Origin of the sequence: Cryobacterium shii, assembly GCF_004402595.1 — a bacterium.
In the GTDB taxonomy this organism is placed as follows: Bacteria; Actinomycetota; Actinomycetes; order Actinomycetales; family Microbacteriaceae; genus Cryobacterium; species Cryobacterium shii.
This window is the reverse complement of record NZ_SOFY01000010.1, coordinates 53725-70921: the sequence shown is the minus strand read 5'-3', so window position 1 is coordinate 70921 and position 17197 is coordinate 53725. Positions and strand designations below refer to the sequence as shown.

Below are 17197 nucleotides of genomic sequence, written 5' to 3'. Positions count from 1 at the left end.
CCGCGACCGTTACAAGGTGCCCAAAGACCTCAGGCGCTACCTGGAGGTGCGGGACGAGACGTGCCGGTTCCCGGGCTGCAACCGCGGCGCGGCGCACTCGGACATCGATCATGCGCTGGACTGGCAGTTCGACGGGCTCACCGCGCACGACAATCTCGCGCACCTGTGTCCGGGCGAGCACGGGCTGAAGTCGGAGACCCGGTGGAGCTACGAAATGCTGCCCGACGGCACTCTCAACTGGACCTCACCGACCGGGCGGCACTTCATCAGCGAACCGGCCACCATCATCCAGCCCCAACCGCCACCGAGGCCGAGACCGGTGCCGCCGGACGATTCCGACGAGCCGCCGCCGTTCTGAAGCGCCGGGCAGCCGGCTCAGTCGCGGGCCGTCTGGGGGTATCAGCCGACCGAGGTGCCGAACAGCAGGCCGAGCAGGTAGGTGACGCCGGCGGCTCCGAACCCGATCACCAGTTGCCGGAACGCGCGGCGCAGGGGCGGTCCGCCCGACAGGAGCCCGACGATCGCCCCGGTTGCCAGCAGGGCCAGACCCACGAGCACGGCGGCGACGATGATCGCTGCCATGCCTTCGAGCCCGAAGAGGTAGGGCAGAACGGGCAGGATGGCGCCGGAGGCGAAGAAGCAGAAGCTCGAGGTCGCGGCGCCGAGTCCGGTGCCGATCGCCTCGTGCTCGTCGACGGCCGGAGACAGTCCGCCGGTCTGCTTGACGTCGACCGGACCTGTGGCGATCGCCACGGTGCGCAACGCCTCCCGGGCGTGGAACTCGGCCTTCTCCGGGGACATCCCCTGCGCCCGATAGACGAGGGTCAACTCGTTCGCGGCCAGGTCGAGGTGCGACAAGACGCTCCGGGAGGCCGGATTCGGAGTGGAGGCTTCGAGGAGTTCCCGCTGCGAACGCACCGACACGTACTCCCCCGCACCCATCGAGAGCGCGCCGGCGAGGAGCCCGGCGATGCCCGTGAACAGGATCGTGGTGGTCGGCACGCCGGTGGCGCCGATTCCGAGCACCAGGGCCAGGTTGCTGACGAGACCGTCATTGATGCCGAACACGGCGGCACGGAAAGTGCCGGCCAGACGCTGGCGCCCGCGCGCGGCGAGCCCGCGCACGACCTCCTCGTGGATGCGCTCGTCGGCGGCCATGGTGTCCGTGGCGTCCGCGTCCGCGTCGTAGGGCGAGCGCGCCTCGGCGCGCTGGGCCAGGGCGAGCACGAACACGGACCCGAAGCGTCGGGCCAGGAAGCCCAGAAAACGGGTGCGCACAGCGCCACGCCTCGGCTGCCCGACCTGGTCGCCGAGGAGGCGCCGCCAGTGCGCCTCGTGACGGCCCTCGGCCTCGGCCAGGGCCAGCAGGATCTCCTTCTCCTCACCGTCGCGGCGTCCGGCCAGGTCACGGTAGACCGTCGCTTCCGCGCGCTCGTCGGCCAGGTACTGCCGCCAGCGTCGGATCTCGGCGGGGCTGGCCGGGCGCTGCTGTTCTGTCACTCTCATGCCTCCACGCTCATGCCTCGGGCGCGGGCTCGAGCGAGCCCTGCGCGACTCGAGCGGACGCGTGCGGTCCGGAGCCGTCGAGGCCGAAGAATGGTTCGTCGAACTGAACGACCCACACGGCCTCGCGACCCGCCACCGGGGCGTACAGTGCGGTCCCCTCGACTTCGCCGGCCGCCACGATCACACCGATCGGGTCCTCCGCGGCAGCGTCCGGGTACCGGTTCCGATCCAGACGCACGACGACCTGCATCCCGACGCCGAAGACTGCCGGGGCCTTCCCGGCCCTGTCCGCTTTCTTCCGCAGAGCCACTACTCGGCCGATCCGTCGGCCGATCCGGCCCGCTCGAGCACGAGTTCGCGCACGCGTGCGGCATCCGCTTGCCCGCGCATGGCCTTCATCACCGCACCGATCACGGCGCCGGCGGCCTGCACCTTGCCGTCGCGGATCTTCGCGAGGACGTCCGGCTGGGCGGCCAGGGCCTCGTCGATCGCGACGATGAGCGCTCCGTCGTCGGAGACCACGGCGAGACCGCGGAACTCGACGACTTCGAGGGGAGTTCCCTCACCGTTGATGACTCCCTCGAGCACCTGGCGGGCCAGACGGTCGGTGAGCGTGCCGGCCACGACCAGTTCGATCAGCGCGGCGACCTGGTCGGGCTGCACGAGGGAGTCGGCGGAGACGCCGGCGACGTTCGCGAGCCGGGCCACCTCACCGGTCCACCACTTGCGGGCGGCCTGGGCGGAGGCGCCGGCCGCGATGGTCGCTTCGACGGCATCCATCAGGTCGGAGTTGACGACGTCCTGGAATTCGAGGTCGGCGAAGCCCCAGTCTGCCTGGAGCCGCTTGCGCCGGGCCGCCGGAGGCTCGGGCAGGGTCGCGCGCAGCTCCTCCACCCATTCCCGGGACGGGGCAACGGGAACGAGGTCGGGCTCCGGGAAGTACCGGTAGTCGTCGGCGTCGGACTTGGGGCGGCCGGCCGAGGTGATGCCGGTGTCTTCGTGCCAGTGACGGGTTTCCTGGGTGATGGTTCCGCCGGCCTGCAGCAGGGCGGCCTGGCGCTGGATCTCGTAGCGGACGGCCTTCTCGACCGAACGCAGCGAGTTGACGTTCTTCGTCTCGGTGCGCGTGCCGAGGATGTTCGAGCCGCGGGGGCGCAGGGACACGTTCGCGTCACAGCGCACGTTGCCCTCTTCCATCCGCGCGTTGGACACGCCGAGGGCCTTGACGATTTCCCGGATGGCGGCCACATAGGTGCGGCCGATCTCGGGCGAGTCGGCCTCGCCGCCCTCGATCATCTGCGTGACGATCTCGACCAGGGGCACGCCGCCGCGGTTGTAGTCCACGAGCGAGTAATCCGCGCCCTGGATGCGGCCGGTGGCCCCGCCGACGTGCGTGAGCTTGCCGGCGTCGTCTTCCATGTGCGCACGTTCGATGTCGACCGTGACCAGTCGACCGCTCTCGAGTTCGATGGTGAGCTGCCCGTTGAACGCGATCGGTTCGTCGTACTGCGAGGTCTGGAAGTTCTTCGCGGTGTCCGGGTAGAAGTAGTTCTTGCGGGCGAACCTCGAGTACTCGGCGATTTCACAGCCCAGGGCGAGGCCCAGACGGATGCTCGATTCGATCGCCTGGGCGTTCACCTGCGGCAGGCCGCCCGGCAGGCCGAGGCAGGTCGGGCAGGTGTTGGTGTTGGCGCCCTGGCCGAATTCGTTGGCGCAGCCGCAGAACATCTTGGTCTTGGTGTTGAGCTCGACGTGCACCTCGAAGCCGAGCACCGGCTCGAACAGTTCGAGGGCTTTGTCGTAATCCATCAGTTCGGCCTTCTTCATCAGACGGCTCCCTCGGTGCTTGTGAACATGTCGTTGGGCGCCAGCTCCGGCGCCTGGCTGAGCAGGGTGTGGCCCCAGGATGCCTCGAGCATCGCCTCGATGGCGGCGCCGACCTGGTACAGGCGGGCATCCTGCTTCGCGGGCGCCATGATCTGAAGTCCGACGGGCAGTCCGTCCTCGGGGGCGAGACCCATCGGGAGGCTCATCCCGGGCACACCGGCCAGGTTGGCCGGTATGGTGGTGACGTCGTTGAGGTACATGGCCATCGGGTCGCTCATCTTTTCCCCGAATTTGAACGCCGTGGTGGGCGCACTCGGCGAGACGAGCACGTCGACCTTCGTGAAGGCCGCCTCGAAGTCCCGCTGGATCAGGGTGCGCACCTTCTGGGCGCTGCCGTAGTACGCGTCGTAGTAGCCCGCGCTGAGGGCGTAGGTGCCGAGGATGATGCGGCGCTTGACCTCGGGGCCGAAGCCGGCATCACGGGTGGCCGCCATCACGCGCTCGCTGGTGAGCGGGCCCTCGTCGGGGTTGACCCGGATACCGAACCGCACCGAGTCGAAACGCGCCAGGTTGCTGGACGCCTCGGCCGGCAGGATCAGGTAGTAGGCCGCGATCGCGTACTCGAAGTTGGGGGCGCTGACCTCGACGATCTCGGCGCCGGCGGCGGAGAGCAGCGCGAGGGTCTCGGTGAAGCGCTGCGATACCCCGGCCTGGAAACCGTCGCCGTTGAGCTCCTTGATCACGCCGACCCGGACTCCCTTGAGGGCTCCGTCGGCGAGGCCGGCGCGCGCGGCGGCGGCCATGGACGGCCAGGAGTCGGTGAGCGAGGTGGAGTCGAGCGGGTCGTGGCCGCCGATCACGTCGTGCAGGAGTGCCGCGTCGAGCACCGTGCGGGTGACCGGTCCGACCTGGTCAAGGGAGGAGGCCAGGGCGATCGAGCCGTATCGGGACACGCCGCCGTAGGTGGGCTTGACGCCGACCGAGCCGGTCACGGCCGCGGGCTGGCGAATCGAGCCTCCGGTGTCGCTGCCGAGCGCGAGGGGCGCCTGGAACGAGCTGACCGCGGCCGCGGAGCCGCCGCCGGAGCCGCCGGGGATCCGGTCGAAGTCCCACGGGTTGTGGGTCGGGCCGTATGCAGAGAACTCCGTGGAGGAGCCCATCGCGAACTCGTCCATGTTCGTCTTGCCGAGGGGAATCAGCCCGGCGTCGCGGACCCGCTTGACCACCGTGGCGTCGTAGGGCGGGATCCAGCCCTCGAGGATCTTCGAGCCGGCCGTCGAGGGCATGTCGAGGGTGGCGAGCACGTCCTTGATGGCGATCGGGATGCCGGCGAGGGGGCCGAGCTCGTCCCCGGCGGCACGCCGGGCGTCGATCCGGGCGGCGGTGGCCAAAGCCGCGTCCCTCGCCACGTGCAGGAAGGCGTGCACATCGGTGTCGATGGCCGCGATGTGGTCGAGGTGGGCGCGCGTCACCTCGACGGAACTGACCGAGCGGTCAGTGAGCAGTTCGGAGAGTTCGGCGGCGGTCAGTTTGGTCACGTTGGTCATGGTTACTCCTCGTCCAGGATCGCGGGCACGCGGAACTTGTCGCCGTCGCGGTCAGGGGCGCCGGACAGCGCCTGCTCGACCGTCAGGGACGGGACAACCACGTCAGCGCGGAAGACGTTGGTCAGCGGCATCGGATGGCTGGTCGCCGGAACGTCCGGGGTGGCCACTTCGGCCACTTTCGCCACGGAGTCGACGATCTGACCGAGTTCGGTGGTGAGGCGGTCGATCTCCTCCGCGCTCAGGTCGATCCGGGCAAGGTTTGCCAAATGGGCAACCTGCTCGGCCGTGATTTCAGACATGTAGCTCCGTACGGTCGTCGGGGTGGATACCCCAATTCTATTCGGAGCCGTCGGTGACCAGTGCCGCGTTACCGGTTCCGATCAGGGCCATGTTGTGCAGCGACTCGCTGCCCACGTCGAAATAGGCGTTGTGGCCGAGAGACCCGTTGAGCCAGAGCCCGGTGAACCGGTCGCGGGCGCCGGCGACGCCGAGCCGGTGGGCGCCGTAGGACGCGGCCCCCGGGTCACTGCCGAAGAACGCACTGCTGACGGTGGGATCCCAGTCTGCCTTCCCCACGTAGACGTTTCCACGGGCCACACTGAGCTGGTCGACGGACTGGATCTGGCTCCCGGGCGACCCGACCAGCACCAGGGCGTCGACCGAGAAGGACCCTCGGGCCAGGGCCGTGAGCGCCACGGTCGACCCGTAGGAGTGCGCGAACACCGAGATGAAGGGCTGGTGTTCGCCCCGGTCGGCACGGATGCCCAGCGACGACTCCTCGAGGAAGTCCGCCCCGGCCTCCGCGCGGTCCAGTCCGCCCACGTTGAACAGGTCCGGCGCCTCGTACCCGATCCAGGCCACGGTGGCGACGCTCCTGCCGGACGCGCCCCGGCCGGCTCCGGCCCGTTCCCTCAAAACCTCGACCTGTTCCGCGTACACGGCCGCTGCGGTGTTCGTCCAGTTCACGATTTGAGCCTCCACCGCGTAGTTCATGCCCGGAACGAGGTAGCTGACGTAGTCGGCGGTGTCCGGGTTGCCGAGGGCGATCGCCGCCCGTCCTCCGTCGGCGGGATCCAGCAGGATCAGGGAACGCCGGGGGCTTCCGTCGGGGGTGCGCAGCGCGGCCTTCACCTGGGTCAGGACGCCGAGCTCGCGGGCGAAGACCTGCCGCTGGGCGTCATCCGTCGCCGTGGCCAGGCTCTGCGCGACCTCGGCCAGGCTCTGGCTGAGGTAACGGGCGTTGGCTCGGCCGCGTTCCCGGAACGGGATGCCGTCGAGGTTGCCGACGAGCCTCGGGGCCGCGGCCAGCAGCGAGGACCGCTCCGACGAACCGAGGCCGTCCCACAGTCCGGCCACCTCGGTTGCCGCGGGCGGCACAGCCAGCAGCGAATCGACCTGGCCCGGAGACGCCTGCACGAACGCGGAGATGTCGGCCGGGGACAGGCTGGACAGTCCGGCCAGCAGGCTGGTGCCGGTCATCCGGCGCACCGAGTTGACGTTCGCGTCGGCGTCGGCGGGGACCGCTGCCACCGGCTGGGCGGAGACTCCCGGCTCGCCGGAGACCCGCACCCGGATCGAGGACCCCCGCCGGCCGGACAACTCGCCCCAGAGCGGGGCGGTACCGGCCGCGGCGGCCGGGTCGAGGGCGGTCGTGGGGAGCGGCTGACCCTGCACCATGCCCTGGAGTTCGTGCACTCCAAAGGCCTCGCTGACTCCGTTGAGAGTCAGAGAGGCGGTGAGAATTGTTGCCGCTACCAACAGCAAACCTGGGTACGTCCCCTCACGAACACCGAGATGCCAGGCAACTCGACCTCCAGCACAAGACCTGCACCTTCAGATTAGTGAAGAGGCGGTGGCCGAAGTCCCCCCCAAAGGCGTCGCCGGGACCCCCGCTTCGGGGGTGAAATCGTAAGGCTACTTCTCAGCCAGCGCGCCCGGGCCCTCGGTGACGAGCAGCCGGAACTGGGCGGCGTCGAGGATTCGGAGTCCGAGCAGTTCGGCCTTGGCCAGCTTGGACCCGGCGCCCGGGCCCGCCGCGACGAAGTCGGTGTTCTTGGACACGCTGGAGGCGGCCTTGCCGCCGGCGGAGAGGATGGCCTCCTGTGCCTCCTCCCGGGTGTAGCCCTCGATCGACCCGGTGGCGACGACCGTGAGGCCGGCCAGGACTCCCCCGGCGGCGGCCGCGGCGCCGGGCCCCGGGTGGTCCGGGGTCGCGAACTGCACCCCGGCCCGGGTCCACTGCTCCACGATGTCGCGGTGCCAGTCGACCTGGAACCAGTCGATGATGGCGTCCGCGATGATGCCGCCGACGCCGTCGACCTCGGCCAGCTCGTCCCGCGACGCGGCCCGGATCAGGTCGAGCGAGCCGAAGTGGCCGGCCAGGGCGCGCGCGGCGACCGGCCCGACGTGACGGATGTTCAGGGCCACCAGCAGCCGCCAGGGCGGTTTGGTCTTCGCCAGTCCGATCTCGCGGATGAGCTTGAGCGCGTTCGACGAGGGCTGCGGCCCTTCGATGCCCTGCTTCTTCTCTGCGGCCGTCGGGTTGCGGCGGAAAGGAGTGCGGAGCCGGACCGATCCGTCTTCCTCTTCGCGGGTGAGCCCGGTTTCGGCGTCGCGCACGACGACCTCGATCGGCAGCAGGTCTTCGAGCGTGAGGTCGAAGAGTCCGGCCTCCGTGGGCAGCGGCGGCGTGCTCGGCCGGGTCGGCTGGGTCAGCGCGGCGGCGGCCACCTCGCCGAGCACCTCGATGTCCAGGGCGCCGCGGGAGCCGATGTGCTCGACCCGCCCGCGCACCTGGGCCGGGCAGCTTCGCGCGTTCGGGCAGCGCAGGTCGATGTCACCCTCCTTGGCCGGGGCGAGCGGTGTGCCGCACTCCGGGCAGTCTGCGGGCATCACGAACGCATGCTCGGTGCCGTCACGCAGTTCGAGCACAGGGCCGAGCACCTCGGGGATGACGTCGCCGGCCTTGCGCAGCACGACGGTGTCCCCGATCAGGATGCCCTTGGCCTTGACCACATCCTGGTTGTGCAGCGTGGCCTGGCGCACCTCGGAGCCGGCCACCCGCACCTTCTCCATCACGGCGAAGGGCGTGGCCCGCCCGGTGCGTCCCACGCTGACGACGATGTCGAGCAGCCTGGTGTTGACCTGCTCCGGCGGGTACTTGTAGGCGATCGCCCAGCGCGGCGCCCGGCTGGTGGCGCCGAGTTCGGCGTGCAGGGCCAGTTCGTCGATCTTGATCACGATGCCGTCGATTTCATGGTCGACGCTGGCCCGGTGCTCGCCGTAGTACTCGATGAAGCCTGCCGCCTCGACCACGCTCGGCTCCACCCGGAAGTAGCTGCTGGTGGGCAGCCCCCAGCCGCGCAGCAGCTCGTAGATGCCGGATTGCGTGGCCACGGGCGGGTTCGGCCAGGCGCCGATGCCGTGCACCAGCATCCGGAGTCGCCCGAGCCTGGCGCGCATCAGCCGGAGCGGCTCCATGGCCTTGCCTTCGGACTTCTGGCGGAGCGAGCCGGCCGCCGCGTTGCGCGGGTTGGCGAAGACACGCTCACCCGCGGCGACCTGCGCGGCATTGAGCTCGAGGAATTCGGCGACCGGGAAGAACACCTCGCCGCGCACCTCCATCAGGGCCGGATGTCCGGTGCCGGTCAGTTGCCGGGGTATTCCGGGCACACGGGCGATGTTCTCGGTGACGTCTTCGCCGACCACGCCGTCGCCGCGGGTCGCCGCGCTGACCAGCACGCCATTCACGTAGCGGAGATTGATCGCCAGCCCGTCGATCTTCAACTCGCAGAGGTAGTGCACGGGCCGGCCGGCGTCGCGTCCCACCTTGGCCGCCCAGAGTTCGAATTCCCCGATCGAGAAGACGTTGTCGAGGCTGAGCATCCGTTCGGCGTGCTGCACCGGATCGAACAGGCTGGTCTCGGCCCGGCCGCCCACCGTCTGGGTGGGGCTGTCCTGGCTCGCCAGTTCGGGGAACTGGTGCTCGAGCTCGGCGAGACGGCGCACGAGGGCGTCGTACTCGGCGTCGTCGATGATGACTTCGTTGCGGTCGTAGTAGGTGTCCCGGGCTTCGAGGATGCGCTGGGTCAGTTCCGAGACCTCGACGGCAGCGACGTGCAGCGCGTGACTGGGCGCGGTGGGTGTGGATCCGGCGTCAGGCGCTGCTCCCTCAGGCGCTGCTCCGGCCGGTGCTGCTGTGTCAGGCATTGACGCCGACCGCGCTGACGGTGCGATCGATCGTGCACTGGCCGAGCACCCGGGTGCCGAGGTAGACGACCGCGGTCTGCCCGGGGGCGACACCCGTGAGCGGCTCGGCCGGGGTGATGACCAGCTCGGTGGCCGGGCGGGTCTCACCGGTCGCGCCGTTCACGCCGTTCTCGCCGTTCTCGCCGTTCTCGCCGGGAGCCACCGGCACGACCTGGGCCACAGCGGGCACCGGGTCGGCGTGGGCGCGGATCTGCACTGTGCAGTCGAAAGCGGTTTCGGGGTGGGCGGGGGCGACGCCGCACCAGGTGAACTTCGAGCCGGCGATCTCCCCGATCGCGAGCGCCTCTTTCGGCCCGACGACGACGGTGTTGGTGATCGGGCGAACCTCGAGCACGAAGCGCGGTTTGCCGTCGGCGGCGGGGGTGCCGATCTGAAGCCCCTTCCGCTGCCCGACGGTGAACGCGGCCGCGCCCTCGTGCCGGCCGAGGGTGTTGCCCTCACGGTCCAGGATGTCGCCGGTCGCCGGCGGCACCCGCTCGGCCAGCCAGCCGCGGGTGTCGCCGTCGGGGATGAAGCAAATGTCGTAGGAGTCGGGCTTGGTGGCCACCGAGAAGCCGCGCTTGGCTGCCTCGGCGCGCACCTCGGCCTTGGACGGGGTGGCTCCGAGCGGGAACATCGAGTGGGCGAGCTGGTCCTGGGTGAGCACGCCGAGCACGTAGGACTGGTCCTTGGCCCAGGCGCTGGCGCGGTGCAGCTCGCGGTTGCCGTCGGCATCCGTTCGGATCGTGGCGTAATGGCCGGTGGCGACGGCGTCGAAACCGAGGTCGAGGGCCTTCTCTAGCAGGGCGGCGAACTTGATCCGCTCGTTGCAGCGCATGCACGGGTTGGGGGTGCGGCCGGCCGCGTATTCGTTGATGAAGTCGTCGACGACGTCGAGCTTGAACCGCTCGGAGAAGTCCCAGACGTAGTACGGGATGCCGATGATGTTCGCGGCCCGTTGGGCGTCCATCGAGTCCTCGACGGTGCAGCAGCCGCGGCTGCCGGTGCGCAGGGTGCCGGGCATGCGGCTGAGGGCCAGGTGCACCCCGACCACCTCGTGCCCCGCCTCGACCATGCGGGCTGCGGCGACGGCGGAGTCCACCCCACCGCTCATTGCTGCCAAAACCTTCACCTGACGAGTGTAATCGGGCGAAGCTGAATGGCCAATGCGCCCCTGCACGGTCCCGGTGCCGAAGTGCCCGTTCCGGTCGAGAGTGTCCGTTGTACCGGCCACTCTCGACCGGAACAGGCACCCTCACCCCGTGCTGGTGCCAATGGGCCGGCACGCCACCGGCCACGGACTACCGGGCCACGGACTACGGGCCACGGGCCACGACGGCTGCCCGCGGCGCGGTCAGCGCCCCGGCACCCGATCGGCGAGGCCGGCGCGGGCCGCCCGGGCGTGAGCCGCGGGCACCGCCGCCAGCAGCGCGTCGACGTCGGCCTCGGTGGAGGTGCGGCCGAGGGTGATCCGGAGGGCGCCGCGCGCCTCCACCTCGCTGCGGCCCATGGCCCGCAGCACGTGCGAGGGTTCCGGCACGCCGGCCTGGCAGGCGGATCCGGTCGACACCGAGATGCCGGCCACGTCGAGCAGGAACAGCAGCGAATCGCCCTCGCAGCCGGGGAAGCTGAAGTGGGCGGTGCCGGGCAGGCGCCCGCCGGCATCCGGGTCGCCGTTGACGATCACGGCCGGGACCGCGGCCCGGACGCCGGCGACGAGCCGATCGCGCAGGGCAGCCACCCGGGCGTTCTCGCCGGACAGGTCGTCGCCGAGGGCGGTCGCGGCGACCGCGAACGCCACCGCCGCGGCCACATCCTGCGTGCCGCTGCGCACCTGCCGTTGCTGCCCGCCGCCGTGCAGGAGCGGCACCACGCTCGCCCGGCGGGAGAGCACGAGTGCGCCGATCCCGACCGGCCCGCCGATCTTGTGCGCCGAGACGCTCACCGCGGACGCTCCCCCGTCGTTGAGGGCCCGAAAGTCGATCGGAACGTGGCCGTAGGCCGCCACCGCGTCGACGTGCACCGGGATGCCGTGGGCCGCGGCGAGGGCCGCGACCTCCGCGACCGGCTGCAGGGTGCCGACCTCGTTGTTGGCACTGAGCAGGGTGATCAGCGCGATGTCGTGCGGGTTCGCCGCGATCGACCGCTCCACGGCGGCCAGGTCGATCCGGCCCACCGAGTCCAGGGGCAGCCACTCGACTACGGCGCCCTCGTACTGTTCCAGCCACTCCACGGTGTCCATGGTGGCGTGGTGCTCGCCGCCCGGCACCAGGATGCGGGTGCGCGGCCGGCGCGCCCAGTACAGCCCCTTGATGCCCAGGTTGATCGCTTCGGTGCCCCCGCCGGTGAAGACGATCTCGATCGGGTCACTGCCCAGGCTCAGGGCGACCTGCTCGCGGGCCTCCTCGAGCAGGCGCTTCGCGTTCTGGCCCTGGCTGTGAACGGATGCCGGATTGCCCACCACCGCCATCGCCGACACGTATGCGCTGATGGCCTCCGGCAGCATCGGAGTCGTCGCCGCATGGTCCAGATACACGGCCATGTCGATCCTTCCACGCTCGCTCTAGGGAACGGAGAGTCAAAGTGTGGTCACAACTCCCCTTTTGTACTCATTACTCTAGAACCCATGACTCCGCCCGATTCCCTGCGCAATCTCGGTGTCCGAGTCACGACCCACGGCGGCGAGCTGCGTGTGTGGTCGGAGAACGCCGACGCCATCGACCTCTGCATCTTCGATGCCACCGACCCCAACTGGATCGTCAAGACCGTGCCCATGGTCAAAGACGCCCACGGAGTGTGGGTGGGTCGATCCCGCACCCTGTCCGCGGGGCGCCGCTACGGCATCCGTGTCTCCGGGCCCACCGGCCCGCAGCATTCGTTCCACCCCGAGAAAACCCTGATCGAACCGTATTCCCGTGGCCTCGTTCGGGTGGGTCCCGACCAGTGGCAGTCGTATGTCGTCGACGACACCTTCGACTGGGCCGGATCGTCCAAACCGAAGATCGCCCTCGACCACACCGTCGTCTACGAAGCCCACGTGCGCGGACTGACCAACCTCAACCCCTCGGTCCCGGCCCACCTCCGCGGCACCTACGCCGGGCTGGCCCACGAGTCAACCATCGGCTACCTGAAGAACCTCGGCGTCACCTCGATCGAACTCCTCCCCGTGCAGGCATTCGTCTCCGAGCGGCGGCTGATCAAACAGGGTCTGACGAATTATTGGGGTTACAACACCTTCAACTTCTTCACCCCGCACGCCGACTACGCCACTCAGTCCTCACAGGCGGCCGGCCCGGAAGCCGTTCTGCGCGAGTTCAAGGGCATGGTCAAGCTCCTGCACGAGGCCGGCCTCGAGGTCATCCTCGACGTGGTCTACAACCACACCGCCGAAGAGGGACCCAACGGCCCCGTCAGCAGCCTCCGCGGCATCGACAACGCCGCCTACTACCGGCAGAACAGCGCGGGCGCCTACATCGACCTCACGGGCTGCGGCAACACCCTGAACGTCTCCCACGACGTGCCGCGCCGGCTCGTGCTCGACTCGCTGCGCTACTGGGCGAACGACCTGCAGATCGACGGTTTCCGGTTCGACCTGGCCGCCACCCTGGCCCGGGACGAGCACGTCGAGTTCCAGCAGGACAGCCCGCTGCTCACCGCGATCCAGGACGACCCGGAACTCGCCGACGTCAAGCTGATCGCCGAGCCCTGGGACATCGGGATGGGCGGCTGGCAGACCGGCAACTTCCCGGGCGGCTGGACCGAGTGGAACGACCGCTACCGCGACCGGATGCGCTCGTTCTGGCTGACCGACCTGGCCGCCGCCCGCGACGGGCACGCGGGAAGCGGAATCGGGCGCTTCGCCACCCGCCTCGCCGGGTCCGCGAACACGTTCTCCCAGGAGCGCGGCCCCCTCGCCTCCCTGAACTTCATCACGGCGCACGACGGTTTCACCATCGCCGACCTGACCTCCTACAACGTCAAGCACAACGTGGGCAACGGCGAGTCGAACCGCGACGGCACCGACAGCAACAATTCCTTCAACCACGGCGCCGAGGGGCCCACCCGTGACAAGGCGATCCTGACGGTCCGGCGGAAGGCCATGCGCAACCTGCTGGCGACCCTGCTGCTTTCGGCCGGGGTGCCGATGATCACGGCCGGCGACGAATTCGGTCGCAGCCAGCGCGGCAACAACAACGCCTACTGCCACGACAGCGAGCTCACCTGGCTCAACTGGGACCTCGACGACTGGCAGGTCGATCTGCACCGGGTCACCCGGCGCCTGCTGCAGCTGCGCCGGGAGAACCCGGCCCTGCGCCCGGTCTGGTTCGGCCGTCCGGGCGAGACCACGCTCAGCGCGAGCCAGATGGACTGGTACAACATCGAGGGCAAGTCGATGTCCGAGGACGACTGGCACTCGTCGAATGAGCGCACCCTCCAGTACCTCGCCGCGAGCACGCCGGAGCACGAGGAGTTCAACCGGATCCTGCTGATCGTGCAGGGCCGGGAGGAGGACGTGACGGTGACCCTTCCGGTGCACGAGGGCGTCACGTCCTACACGCTCCTCTGGGACTCCAGCCACGACGACCTCAGCGACACCGTGATCGAGCACGCCCCCGGGGACCAGTACCTCGTGCCGGGCGCGTCCATGCAGCTGCTCCGGGCGCACTAGCGCGTGGCGAGGCGGCCGGAGGGTAGCGCCGGCACCCCGGCGACGGTCTGGCTGAGCCAGGCCGGCATCCCCTTCACCACCCACGCCTACCCGCACGAACCCTCTGCCACCAGCTTCGGCCTGGAGGCCGCGCAGAAACTCGGCATCGAACCGGGCCGGGTCTTCAAGACCCTGCTGGCGGATGCCGACGGCCGGCTTGTCGTGGGCGTCGTGCCGGTCACCGGCCAGCTGGACCTCAAGGCGCTCGCCGCCGCCGTGGGTGCGAAGAAGGCCGTGATGGCCGACCCGTCGCTCGCCGAGCGGAAGACCGGCTACGTGGTGGGCGGCATCAGCCCGGTCGGGCAGAAGTCCCGGCTCACCACCGTGGTCGACGACAGCGCGCTGACCTTCGACACGGTGTTCGTCTCCGGCGGCCGCCGCGGCTTCGACATCGAGCTGGCGCCGGCCGACCTGGCCCGGGCCACGGCGGCGCTGTTCGCAGCGATCGCCCGGGCCTAACCCTGTTCCAGGCCCGTTCCAGGCCCGCCGAGCCGTGAGCAACGACCCCAAAAACTCAAAAAACGAGGGCGAAACTCACGGCTCGGCGAACCTGCCGCGCGGATGCAGGGGCGGCTCGCCGAGCAGCGCTCGCCGAGCAGCGCTCGCCGAGCAGTGCTAGCTGGCGACGGCGATCAGTCCCATCTCGGCCGGGCTGACCAGCAGCGCGTTGCGCGGAACGACCCGCACCGTGTAGCCGAATGCGCCGCCGCGGTCGAGTTCGAGCGTGCCGGTGAACAGCGTCGGGCTGCCACCCGGCCGGGCTTCGGCGTCCGCGTCCAGCGGCATGGCGGAGACGTTGCTCAGGTCGTCGTTGGCGAGACTCTTCCCGTAGACGACCTCGACGGTCACGTCCTCGGGGGTGAGCCCGTTCAGCTGCACATGGGCTCGCAGGTGCAGCTCGTCGCCGACCTGGGGCACCGTTGCGACGCCGCCGGATTCGACGTGCGTCACGGCGACTCCGGGCCAGGCCGACACGATCCGGCCCTTCCAGGCCGCGAGTTCCCGGGCCGCGCGGTAGTTGTTCGCGGCGAGGCGCGCCTCAGCGAGCCCGGCGGGCCGGTACAGCTCCTGCACGTACTGGCGCACCATCCGGCCGGCGTTCAGCTCGGGTGAGAGCTTCGCGAGGGTCTGCCGGATCGACCCCACCCAGCGTTCGGGCACTCCGTCGGCGTTGCGGTCGTAGAACTTCGGGGCGACCTGGTGCTCGATCAGCTCGTAGAGCGCGTCGGCCTCGAGCCGGTCGCGTTCGGCCGCGTCACCGGCGGCATCCGCGGTGGGGATCGCCCAGCCGTTGTTGCCGTCGTAGTATTCGGGCCACCAGCCGTCGAGGATCGAGAGGTTGAGGGCGCCGTTGAGGGCGGCCTTCATGCCCGAGGTGCCGCACGCTTCCAGCGGGCGGAGCGGGTTGTTCAGCCAGACGTCCGTGCCCGGGTACATCAGCTGGGCCATCCCGATGTTGTAATCGGGCAGGAACGCGATCTTGGTGCGCAGGGCGGGGTCGGCGGCGAACTGCACGATCCGCTGGATCAGGCGCTTGCCCTCCTCGTCGGCCGGGTGCGACTTGCCCGCGATCACGATCTGGATCGGGTGCTCCGCGTGCAGCAGGAGCGCACGCAGCCGTTCCGGGTCGTGCAGCATCAGGGTCAGGCGCTTGTACGTCGGCACGCGGCGGGCGAACCCGATCGTGAGCACGTTCGGGTCGAAGACCTTGCCGATCCAGGACGGCACGATGCTGCCCGGGTTCTGGTCCAGCCAGGCGGCGGCGATCCGGCGGCGGGCGTCCTCGACGAACTGCCGGCGCATCTGGCCCCGCACCTGCCAGAGGTCCTCGTCGGACACGGCGGGAGACGCCCAGTCGGCTTCGGAGGTGTCGCTGGTGCCCAGGCGGCTCTGCGCCAGTGCCATCAGGGCCGGGTCGGTCCAGGTCGGTGCGTGCACGCCGTTCGTGATCGAGGCGATCGGCACGTCGACGGCGTCGAAGCCCGGCCACAGTCCCTTGAACATCACCCGGCTGACCTCGCCGTGCAGCTTGGAGACGCCGTTGGCGCGCTGCCCGAGCCGCAGGCCCATCAGGGCCATGTTGAAGACGTCGGGGTTGCCGTCCTGGAAGTTCTCTGCACCAAGGGCGAGCAGGTCGTCGACGGCGACGCCCGGCAGCAGGTCGGTCTCGAAATAGCGCCGCACCAGGCTGCGCTCGAACCGGTCGATGCCGGCCGCGACGGGCGTGTGGGTCGTGAACACGGTACCGGCACGCGCCACCTGCAGCGCCTCGGCAAAGCTGAGGCCCTCGCCGATCAGGCTGGAGATGCGCTCCAGGCCGAGGAATCCGGCGTGGCCCTCATTGGTGTGGAACACCTCGGGGTCGGCCTGGCCGTTGAGGTTGCTCCAAATTTTGACCGCGCGGGCGCCGCCGATGCCGAGCAGCAGTTCCTGCAGCAGCCGGTGTTCGCCTCCGCCGCCGTACAGGCGGTCCGTGACCAGACGCAGGTCGTCGGCGTTCTCGGGGATGTCCGTGTCGAGCATCAGCAGACGGATGCGCCCGACCATTGCCTGCCAGACCCGCGCGTGCAGGGTGCGGTCATCGGGCAGTGCGAGGGAGACCTGCACGGCGGAGCCGTCCGCCCGGCGCAGAACCGAGAGGGGCAGGCCGTCGGGGTCGAGCAGCGGGTAGCTTTCCAGCTGCCAGCCGTCGGGCGAGATGGCCTGGCTGAAGTAGCCGGCCCGGTAGAACAGGCCGACACCGACCAGCGGCACGCCGAGGTCGGACGCGCTCTTCAGGTGATCTCCGGCGAGGATGCCGAGGCCACCCGAGTACTGCGGAAGGGCGGCGGCGATGCCGAACTCCGGCGAAAAGTAAGCGATGGAGGCGGGCTTCTCGCCCTCGAGGCCCTGGTACCAGCGCGGCTCCTGCAGGTAGGAACGCAGCTCGTCCCGGGTGGAGTTCGCCCAGGCGACGTAATCGCTGTCCGCGGCGAGCTGGGCGAGCCGCGCGGTGTCGACGGCGCCCAGAAGGGCGACGGGGTCGGTGCCGGTCTCGCGCCACAACTCCGGGGCGATGTGTTCGAACAGCTGACGGGTCGGCTCGTGCCAGGACCAGCGGAGGTTGCCGGCCAGCTCGTCAAGAGCGCCAAGGGACTCGGGCAGCACGGTACGGACGGTAAATTTGCGGATTGCTTTCACGCTATCCAGCCTAGAGCCGTGATGTGTCGGTTGCGTTAAGGAGGACAGCATTGGGCGGACAAATAGCGATACGGTCATTGGGTGGCTAAGACAGCAAAACGCGCAGGCGCGGCTCCTGAAACTCCTTCAAATCCCGCCCGGACCCCGGACGTCCCCGACGTCCCTTCGGCTCCGCCGACGT

The 17197-nt window shown here is 69.9% G+C and carries 13 protein-coding genes; 3 read left to right on the top strand and 10 right to left on the bottom strand.

All coding sequences use genetic code 11. The features are described 5' to 3' along the window. Window positions 1-358 (top strand): HNH endonuclease signature motif containing protein (locus E3O49_RS17615; protein ID WP_206750378.1); only part of this gene is annotated, 358 nt, incomplete at its 5' end. Window positions 359-399: 41 nt separating this feature from the next. Here the strand turns inward: E3O49_RS17615 and E3O49_RS17610 are convergent. The 9 genes from E3O49_RS17610 to E3O49_RS17570 all read right to left on the bottom strand — a co-directional run bounded on the left by E3O49_RS17610 (window position 400) and on the right by E3O49_RS17570 (window position 11670). Next, on the bottom strand, window positions 400-1506 hold the full coding sequence (locus E3O49_RS17610) for a VIT1/CCC1 transporter family protein (RefSeq protein WP_134368131.1): 1107 nt from the start codon (window positions 1504-1506) through the stop codon (window positions 400-402). A gap of 10 nt (window positions 1507-1516) precedes the next feature. Next, a complete protein-coding gene (locus E3O49_RS17605) occupies window positions 1517-1816 on the bottom strand; it encodes a hypothetical protein (protein WP_134368130.1) in 300 nt (99 codons plus the stop codon). Next, window positions 1816-3333 (bottom strand): Asp-tRNA(Asn)/Glu-tRNA(Gln) amidotransferase subunit GatB, encoded by a 1518-nt coding sequence (gene gatB, locus E3O49_RS17600; protein WP_134368129.1) that lies wholly within the window; start codon window positions 3331-3333, stop codon window positions 1816-1818. Before gatB ends, E3O49_RS17605 begins: the two co-directional genes overlap by 1 nt. Continuing rightward, window positions 3333-4880: an Asp-tRNA(Asn)/Glu-tRNA(Gln) amidotransferase subunit GatA gene (gene gatA / locus E3O49_RS17595; RefSeq protein WP_134368128.1), complete on the bottom strand. Its 1548-nt coding sequence runs from the start codon at window positions 4878-4880 to the stop codon at window positions 3333-3335. The genes gatB and gatA overlap by 1 nt, the downstream gene beginning before the upstream one ends. 2 nt (window positions 4881-4882) lie before the next feature. Further along, the gene (gene gatC / locus E3O49_RS17590) at window positions 4883-5179 is read right to left on the bottom strand and encodes an Asp-tRNA(Asn)/Glu-tRNA(Gln) amidotransferase subunit GatC (RefSeq protein WP_134368127.1); all 297 of its coding nucleotides are present in this window, start codon (window positions 5177-5179) and stop codon (window positions 4883-4885) included. Window positions 5180-5216: 37 nt separating this feature from the next. After that, window positions 5217-6575, bottom strand: a complete 1359-nt coding sequence (locus E3O49_RS17585) for an alpha/beta hydrolase (RefSeq protein ID WP_134368126.1) — start codon at window positions 6573-6575, stop codon at window positions 5217-5219. Window positions 6576-6794: 219 nt separating this feature from the next. After that, window positions 6795-9089: an NAD-dependent DNA ligase LigA gene (ligA, locus tag E3O49_RS17580; protein ID WP_134402275.1), complete on the bottom strand. Its 2295-nt coding sequence runs from the start codon at window positions 9087-9089 to the stop codon at window positions 6795-6797. Continuing rightward, a complete protein-coding gene (gene mnmA, locus E3O49_RS17575; protein ID WP_134406033.1) occupies window positions 9082-10260 on the bottom strand; it encodes a tRNA 2-thiouridine(34) synthase MnmA in 1179 nt (392 codons plus the stop codon). The genes ligA and mnmA overlap by 8 nt, the downstream gene beginning before the upstream one ends. 222 nt (window positions 10261-10482) lie before the next feature. Continuing rightward, a complete protein-coding gene (locus tag E3O49_RS17570) occupies window positions 10483-11670 on the bottom strand; it encodes a cysteine desulfurase family protein (protein ID WP_134402397.1) in 1188 nt (395 codons plus the stop codon). Window positions 11671-11754: 84 nt separating this feature from the next. Between E3O49_RS17570 and glgX the strand changes: the two genes are divergently transcribed. Both glgX and ybaK read left to right on the top strand, forming a co-directional pair. Continuing rightward, window positions 11755-13797 (top strand): glycogen debranching protein GlgX, encoded by a 2043-nt coding sequence (gene glgX / locus E3O49_RS17565; RefSeq protein WP_134368240.1) that lies wholly within the window; start codon window positions 11755-11757, stop codon window positions 13795-13797. Between the two features lie 3 nt (window positions 13798-13800). Beyond that, the gene (gene ybaK / locus E3O49_RS17560; RefSeq protein ID WP_134368241.1) at window positions 13801-14295 is read left to right on the top strand and encodes a Cys-tRNA(Pro) deacylase; all 495 of its coding nucleotides are present in this window, start codon (window positions 13801-13803) and stop codon (window positions 14293-14295) included. Window positions 14296-14451: 156 nt separating this feature from the next. Here the strand turns inward: ybaK and glgP are convergent, their stop codons facing one another. Beyond that, complete coding sequence (gene glgP, locus E3O49_RS17555; RefSeq protein WP_134368242.1) at window positions 14452-17016, bottom strand: alpha-glucan family phosphorylase; 2565 nt, start codon at window positions 17014-17016, stop codon at window positions 14452-14454. Window positions 17017-17197 lie beyond the last annotated feature (181 nt).